Here is a 5,790-nt window from a genome sequence, read left to right on the forward strand (position 1 = left end):
GTGCCGGGCGCCCGCGCGTTTCCGGAGCCGGATCCGGAAACGACCGGAAAACCGATTTCGAATGTCGAATGGGCGTTCCCGGAAACGCGATTCCCCGGGGCATTCGAAAAAGCGTGCAATTGACCCCGGCGCCATTTCTGGATGGGATGTGGATCTCCCTCCCGAAGGGCTCCCACCGCCATGCCTGTGCTCACCCGGCTGGTCCTGCCGCACGCCGCCCCCCGGGTGGCCGCCGACCACCCCGCCGCCGACGAGGACGTCGCCTTCGGCCTGCTGCGCGCCCGCTGGCACGGCCGCGGCCTGGAGCTCACCGGCTTCGCCCGCCCGGACGGCCAGGACACCGGTCGGCCCGGCTCCGCCTGGACCTGGCTGACCCTCCGCCACCAGAACCGCTCCCAGCCGCCGCTGCACCTGCGCTCCCGCCCCCGCCGGATGCCCGAGGTCACCGACGACAGCGCCCAGTCCGAGCACAACCACGACTGGTCCGGCTTCACCGCCCTGATAGCCCCCGGCCGGCTGCGCCGCGGGGGCCACTGGCTGCTCGGCGACTGGCGGATCGAGGCCACGCTCTTCACCCGCCCCCGCCCCGCCCGGGTGCGCCGCCGGTACGGCGCCCTCGCCCCGTACTGGTGCGGGTCCGGCGAGTACCCGCCGGCCCACTGGGTGGACCGCGACGTCCGGCTCCAGCCGTTCTTCGCCGACGGCCGGCTGCACCTGCGGCTGGAGCGCCCGGCCGTCCTGGTCACCCGGGCCGCCCCCGCCCCCGACGGCCTGGACCTGGACGGGGTCGCCGACACCTGCCCCTCCGGCACCGTGCTGCGGCTGCGCCACCGGGAGAGCGACGCGGTGGTCGAGCGGCCGCTCGCCCGCACCGGCAACACCTTCACCGTCCGGGTGCCGTACCGGCCGTTCACCGCCGACGGGCGGGGCGGCGGCCGGCTGGAGCACTGGGACGCCGAGCTGCTGTACCCCGACGGCGCCGCCGTGCAGCCCTGCCTCGACGAGCGCGGCGGCCCGGTGGCCGGCCAGCACCCGCTGCCCGGCGCCCCGGACCGGGTGCTCTACCTCAAGCACCTCGCCGACGGCCGGCTCCAGCTCTGCGTCCAGCCCGCGGCCGGCCTGGTCGACCGGATCGCCGTACGGGACGGCGGCTTCGAGCTGTCCGGCCACTGCCCGGGCCCGGCCTCGGCACTGGAGCTGGTGCTGCGCCACCCCGGCTCCGCGAGCGAGGTCCGCACCCCGGTCGGCACCGGCCCGGACGGCCGCTTCCGGGCCCGGGTGCCCGCCACCCGGACCGGCTCGGACGGCGTCGCGCTGCCGCTGCGCAAGGGCGTCTGGGAGGCCGCGCTGGAGCCGGTCGGCCGCCCCGGGGACGGCCGGCCGCTGCTCGCCGCCCCCGGCGCGCTGACCGCCGTCCCCGCCGCCACCACCGCGGGCGGCAAGCGGATCCTGCTGCAACGCCGGTGGCACGACACCCTGGTGGTGGACTCCACCCCGGTGCTCACCGCCACCGAGCGCAGCGCCTGGACCCAGCACCGGCTGCGCACCGAGCGCTACCCGGCCGCCCGCCGCGCGCCGCTGCGCGAGGCGGTGCTGTACGACGTGTTCGGCGGCCGCGGCTACGCCGACTCCCCGCGCGCGGTGCACGCCGAACTCGCCCGCCGGGACGGCCGGTTGGAGCACCTGTGGGTGGTCGACGACGCCCAGGCCGCGCTGCCGCCCGGAGTCGTCCCGGTGCGGAGCTGGAGCCCGGAGTGGTACCGCGCGCTGGCCACCTGCCGGTACCTGGTCGGCAACACCCACTTCCCGGACTTCCTGGAGCGCCGCCCCGGCCAGGTCGTCGTGCAGACCTGGCACGGCTCCCTGCTGAAGCGGATCGCCCACGACGTCGAGAGCCCCTGGCTGGCCGACCGCGGCTACCTGCGGGCGCTCGACCGGGAGACCCCGCAGTGGAGCCTGCTGCTCTCCCCCAGCCCGTTCGCCACCCCGATCCTCCGGCGCGCCTTCCGCTACGGCGGCGAGCTGCTGGAGTCCGGCTACCCGCGCAACGACGTGCTCGCCCGCCCGGACCCGCGGGCCGCCGCGGCCGTCCGCCGCCGGCTCGGCGTCCCCGAGGGCCGGCGGATCGTGCTGTACGCGCCGACCTGGCGCGAGGACCAGCAGCGCGGCGACGGCGACGGGTTCCGGCTCGACCTGCGGCTGGACCTCGGCCACGCGCGGCGCCTGCTCGGCGCGGACCACGTGCTGCTGGTCCGTCCGCACGCGCACGTCCGCGAGCCGCTGCCGGGCGCCGGCGACGGCTTCCTGTACGACTGCGGGGACTACCCCGACCCGCAGGAACTGCTGCTGGTCGCGGACGTGCTGGTGACCGACTACTCGTCGATCATGTTCGACTTCGCCATCACCGGCCGCCCGATGTACTTCTTCACCTACGACCTGGAGCACTACCGCGACACCCTGCGCGGCTTCTCCTTCGACTTCGAGTCGAACGCCCCCGGCCCGCTGGTGCCCACGTCGGCCGAACTCCTCGGCGCGCTGCGCGAACTGGCCGACGGCGACGGCGGACCGCCGCCCGGCTACGCCGAGCGCTACCGGCGCTTCCGGGCCGAGCACTGCGCGCTGGACGACGGCGGCGCGGCCCGCCGGGTGGTCGACCGGATGCTCGAACTCGGCGGCCGGGGAGGGCTAGGACACACCCTCGGACACGCCCCGGAGCACACCCCGGTTCACCCGAACGGGTAGCTCCGCCAGGGCCGCCAGACCTCGTCCGCGTCGAAGCGGGAGAGGCCGAAGCCCGGCACCGGGAAGTCCGCCCGGAAACCGCGCGCCTGCTCGTACGCCTGGTCCAGCACGTCCTCCGGCAGACCGTGGGCGACCGTCACGTGCGGGTGGTACGGGAACGCCAGCTCGCGGGCCAGCGGGCCGGAGCGGATGTCCGCCTCCAGCAGCCGGCACTCCTGCGCGCCCTCCTCGACCCGGACGTACACCACCGGGGAGACCGGGCGGAAGGTCCCGCTGCCGCGCAGCAGCATCCGGAACGGCCGGTGCGCGGCCGCCACCGCCGCCAGGTGCTCCTCGATCTTCGGCAGCTCCCCCGCGGGCACCTCGGTCGGCGGCAGCAGGGTGACGTGCGTGGGTATCGACCGGGCCAGCGGGTCGCCGTGCCCGGCCCGGGCGTCCTGGATCGCCGTGCCGTACGGGTCCGGGACGCTCACGGACACGCCGATGGTGACGACCTCGGGGAGGCCGTCACCACCGGGCAGGCGTGTGAGGGGATTCACCGCTTGGCGGCCGGGAGGAAGCCGATCCGGTCGTACACCGTCTCCAGCGTCACCGACGCCACCTCGCGGGCCTTCTCGGCGCCGATCGCCAGCACCCGGTCCAGCTCGGCCGGGTCGTCCAGGAACAGCCGGGTGCGCTCCTGGAAGGGGGTGACCCACTCGGTGAACAGCTCGGCCAGCTCGGTCTTCAGGGCGCCGTACATCTTGCCCTCGAAGTGCGCGACCAGCTGCTCGACCGACTGGCCGCTGAGCGCGGAGTGGACGCGCAGCAGGTTGGAGACGCCCGGCTTCCCCTCCTCGTCGTAGGACACGACGGTGCCGGTGTCGGTGACGGCGCTCTTGAACTTCTTGGCGCTGGCCTTCGGGTCGTCCAGCAGGCTCACCAGGCCCTTGGGCGAGGAGGCCGACTTGCTCATCTTGACGGCCGGGTCCTGGAGGTCCTGGATCTTCGCCGTCTCCTTGAGGATGTACGGCTTCGGCACCGTGAGGGTCCGGCCGTAGCGGGTGTTGAAGCGCTCGGCGATGTCGCGGGTGATCTCCACGTGCTGGCGCTGGTCCTCGCCGACCGGGACGGCGTCGGCCTGGTAGAGCAGGATGTCCGCGATCTGGAGGATCGGATAGGTGAACAGGCCGACCGTGGTGCCCTCGGCGCCGTACCGGGAGGACTTGTCCTTGAACTGGGTCATCCGCGAGGCCTCGCCGAAGCCGGTGAGGCAGTTCATCACCCAGGCGAGCTGCGCGTGCTCGGGCACGTGCGACTGGACGAACAGCGTGCAGTGGTCCGGGTCCAGGCCCGCGCCGAGCAGCTGGGCGGCGGAGACCCGGGTGTTCTCGCGCAGCGTCGCCGGGTCCTGGGGCACCGTGATCGCGTGCAGGTCGACGACCATGTAGAAGGCGTCGTTGTCCTTCTGCAGGTCGACCCACTGGCGCACCGCGCCCAGGTAGTTGCCGAGGTGGAACGAGCCGGAAGTGGGCTGGATGCCGGAGAGCACCCGGGGACGGTCCTTGACCGGACCAGTGACCGCTGCGTTGACCATGCGGGCCATTCTTCCAGTTCCACCGACCGCTCAGGAAACCTCCGCCCCCGCGGGCTCGGCCAGTGTGACCGCACTCACCCCCACCCGGGCGATCCGCCGGCCCTCGACCTTGGCCACCGTCAGCAGCACCCCGCCGCCCCCCTCGACGGGCACCCGCACCTGGTCGCCGTCCCGGGGCAGCCGGCCGAGCGCGGCGACCAGGCAGCCGGCCACCGTCTCGTACGGGCCCTCGGGCAGGGTGACGCCGGTCTCCTCGGCGAAGTCGCCGAGGTTGAGCAGACCGTCCAGCTCCATGCCGCCGCCGGCCAGCCGCCGGGTGGGGGCGGCCGCCGGGCTGTCGTACTCGTCCCGGATCTCGCCGATCACCTCCTCGACCAGGTCCTCCAGGGTGACGATCCCGGCGGTGCCGCCGTACTCGTCCACCACGATGGCCAGGTGGTGGCCCTCCCGGCGCATCTCGCCCATCGCCTCCAGCACCCGCTTGGTGCCGGGCAGCAGCTTCACCGGGCGGGCCAGGTCACGGACCTTGACGGCCTGCTCGCCGCGCGCGCCGTACAGGTCGCGGACGTGGACGAAGCCGACCACCGCGTCGGCGCTGCCCTCGACCACCGGGTAGCGCGAGTGCGGCGAGGTGTCGGCCTGGTGCCGGACGGCGGCCAGCGGGCGCTCGGCGTCCAGGAAGGTCACCTCGGTGCGCGGGACCATCACCTCGCGCAGCTGGCGCTCCCCGGCGGAGAACACGTCGGCGATCAACGCCCGTTCGTCGCTTCCGAGTTCGGTATTGGCGGCGACCAGGCCGCGCAGCTCCTCGGAGCTCATCGAGCCGCGGCCCGCGGTCGGGTCGCCGCCGAGCAGCCGGACCATCAGGTTGGTGGAGTGGCCGAGCAGCCAGATCACCGGCCGCAGCACCACCGACATCACGTCCACCACCGGGGCGGCGACGACCGCGATCGACTCGGCGCGCTGCAGGCCGATCCGCTTGGGGGTCAGCTCGCCCAGCACCAGCGAGGCGTAGCTGATCACCAGGGTGAGGCCGACCAGGGCCACCGCGGCGGCCACGCCCTCGGACAGCCCGGCCCGGACGAACAGCGGGGCGACCTTGCCGGCCAGGGTGTCCGCGCCGAAGGCGGCGGACAGGAAGCCCATGCAGGTCACCCCGACCTGGACGGCGGCCAGGAAGCGGTTGGGGTCGGCGGCCAGGTGCGCGGCCCGGGCGGCACGGCGGGTGCCGTGCGCCTCCAGCGTCCGGATCTGGCCCTCGCGCAGCGAGATCAGCGAGATCTCGGCGACGTTGAACAACCCGCCCAGCAGGATGAAGACGAGGACGAGCGCGGCGTCCCCGAGTGTTTCGTTCACAGCGGGCCAGTGTAGGACGGCCGGTACCGGCCGGGGCCGGACACGACGGCGGAGCACCGACTCGGACACCGCCGCGGAACCCGGGCCCGCACGACGGCGGAGCCCGGTCCGGACAC

At 74.4% G+C, this 5,790-nt stretch carries 4 protein-coding genes; 1 reads left to right on the top strand and 3 read right to left on the bottom strand.

Annotation, left to right across the window (positions count from 1 at the left end; all coding sequences use genetic code 11):
• Positions 1 to 180 precede the first annotated feature (180 nt).
• The gene (locus ACFU7Z_RS34995) at positions 181 to 2,742 is read left to right on the top strand and encodes a CDP-glycerol glycerophosphotransferase family protein (protein ID WP_380782031.1); all 2,562 of its coding nucleotides are present in this window, start codon (positions 181 to 183) and stop codon (positions 2,740 to 2,742) included.
• Here the strand turns inward: ACFU7Z_RS34995 and ACFU7Z_RS35000 are convergent.
• From ACFU7Z_RS35000 to ACFU7Z_RS35010, 3 genes are all read right to left on the bottom strand, one after another.
• Positions 2,727 to 3,215: a 2'-5' RNA ligase family protein gene (locus ACFU7Z_RS35000; protein WP_259316624.1), complete on the bottom strand. Its 489-nt coding sequence runs from the start codon at positions 3,213 to 3,215 to the stop codon at positions 2,727 to 2,729. The genes ACFU7Z_RS34995 and ACFU7Z_RS35000 overlap by 16 nt on opposite strands.
• Positions 3,216 to 3,277: 62 nt before the next feature.
• Positions 3,278 to 4,318 carry a tryptophan--tRNA ligase gene (gene trpS, locus ACFU7Z_RS35005; protein ID WP_049654802.1) on the bottom strand — a complete coding sequence of 347 codons (1,041 nt, stop codon included), beginning with the start codon at positions 4,316 to 4,318 and terminating at the stop codon, positions 3,278 to 3,280.
• Between the two features lie 30 nt (positions 4,319 to 4,348).
• Entirely contained in the window at positions 4,349 to 5,674 is a 1,326-nt protein-coding gene (locus ACFU7Z_RS35010; protein WP_049654801.1) for a hemolysin family protein, read from the bottom strand.
• Positions 5,675 to 5,790: the final 116 nt, after the last annotated feature.

It is taken from the genome of Kitasatospora sp. NPDC057518 (assembly GCF_042802075.1).
Lineage (GTDB): Bacteria > Actinomycetota > Actinomycetes > Streptomycetales > Streptomycetaceae > Kitasatospora.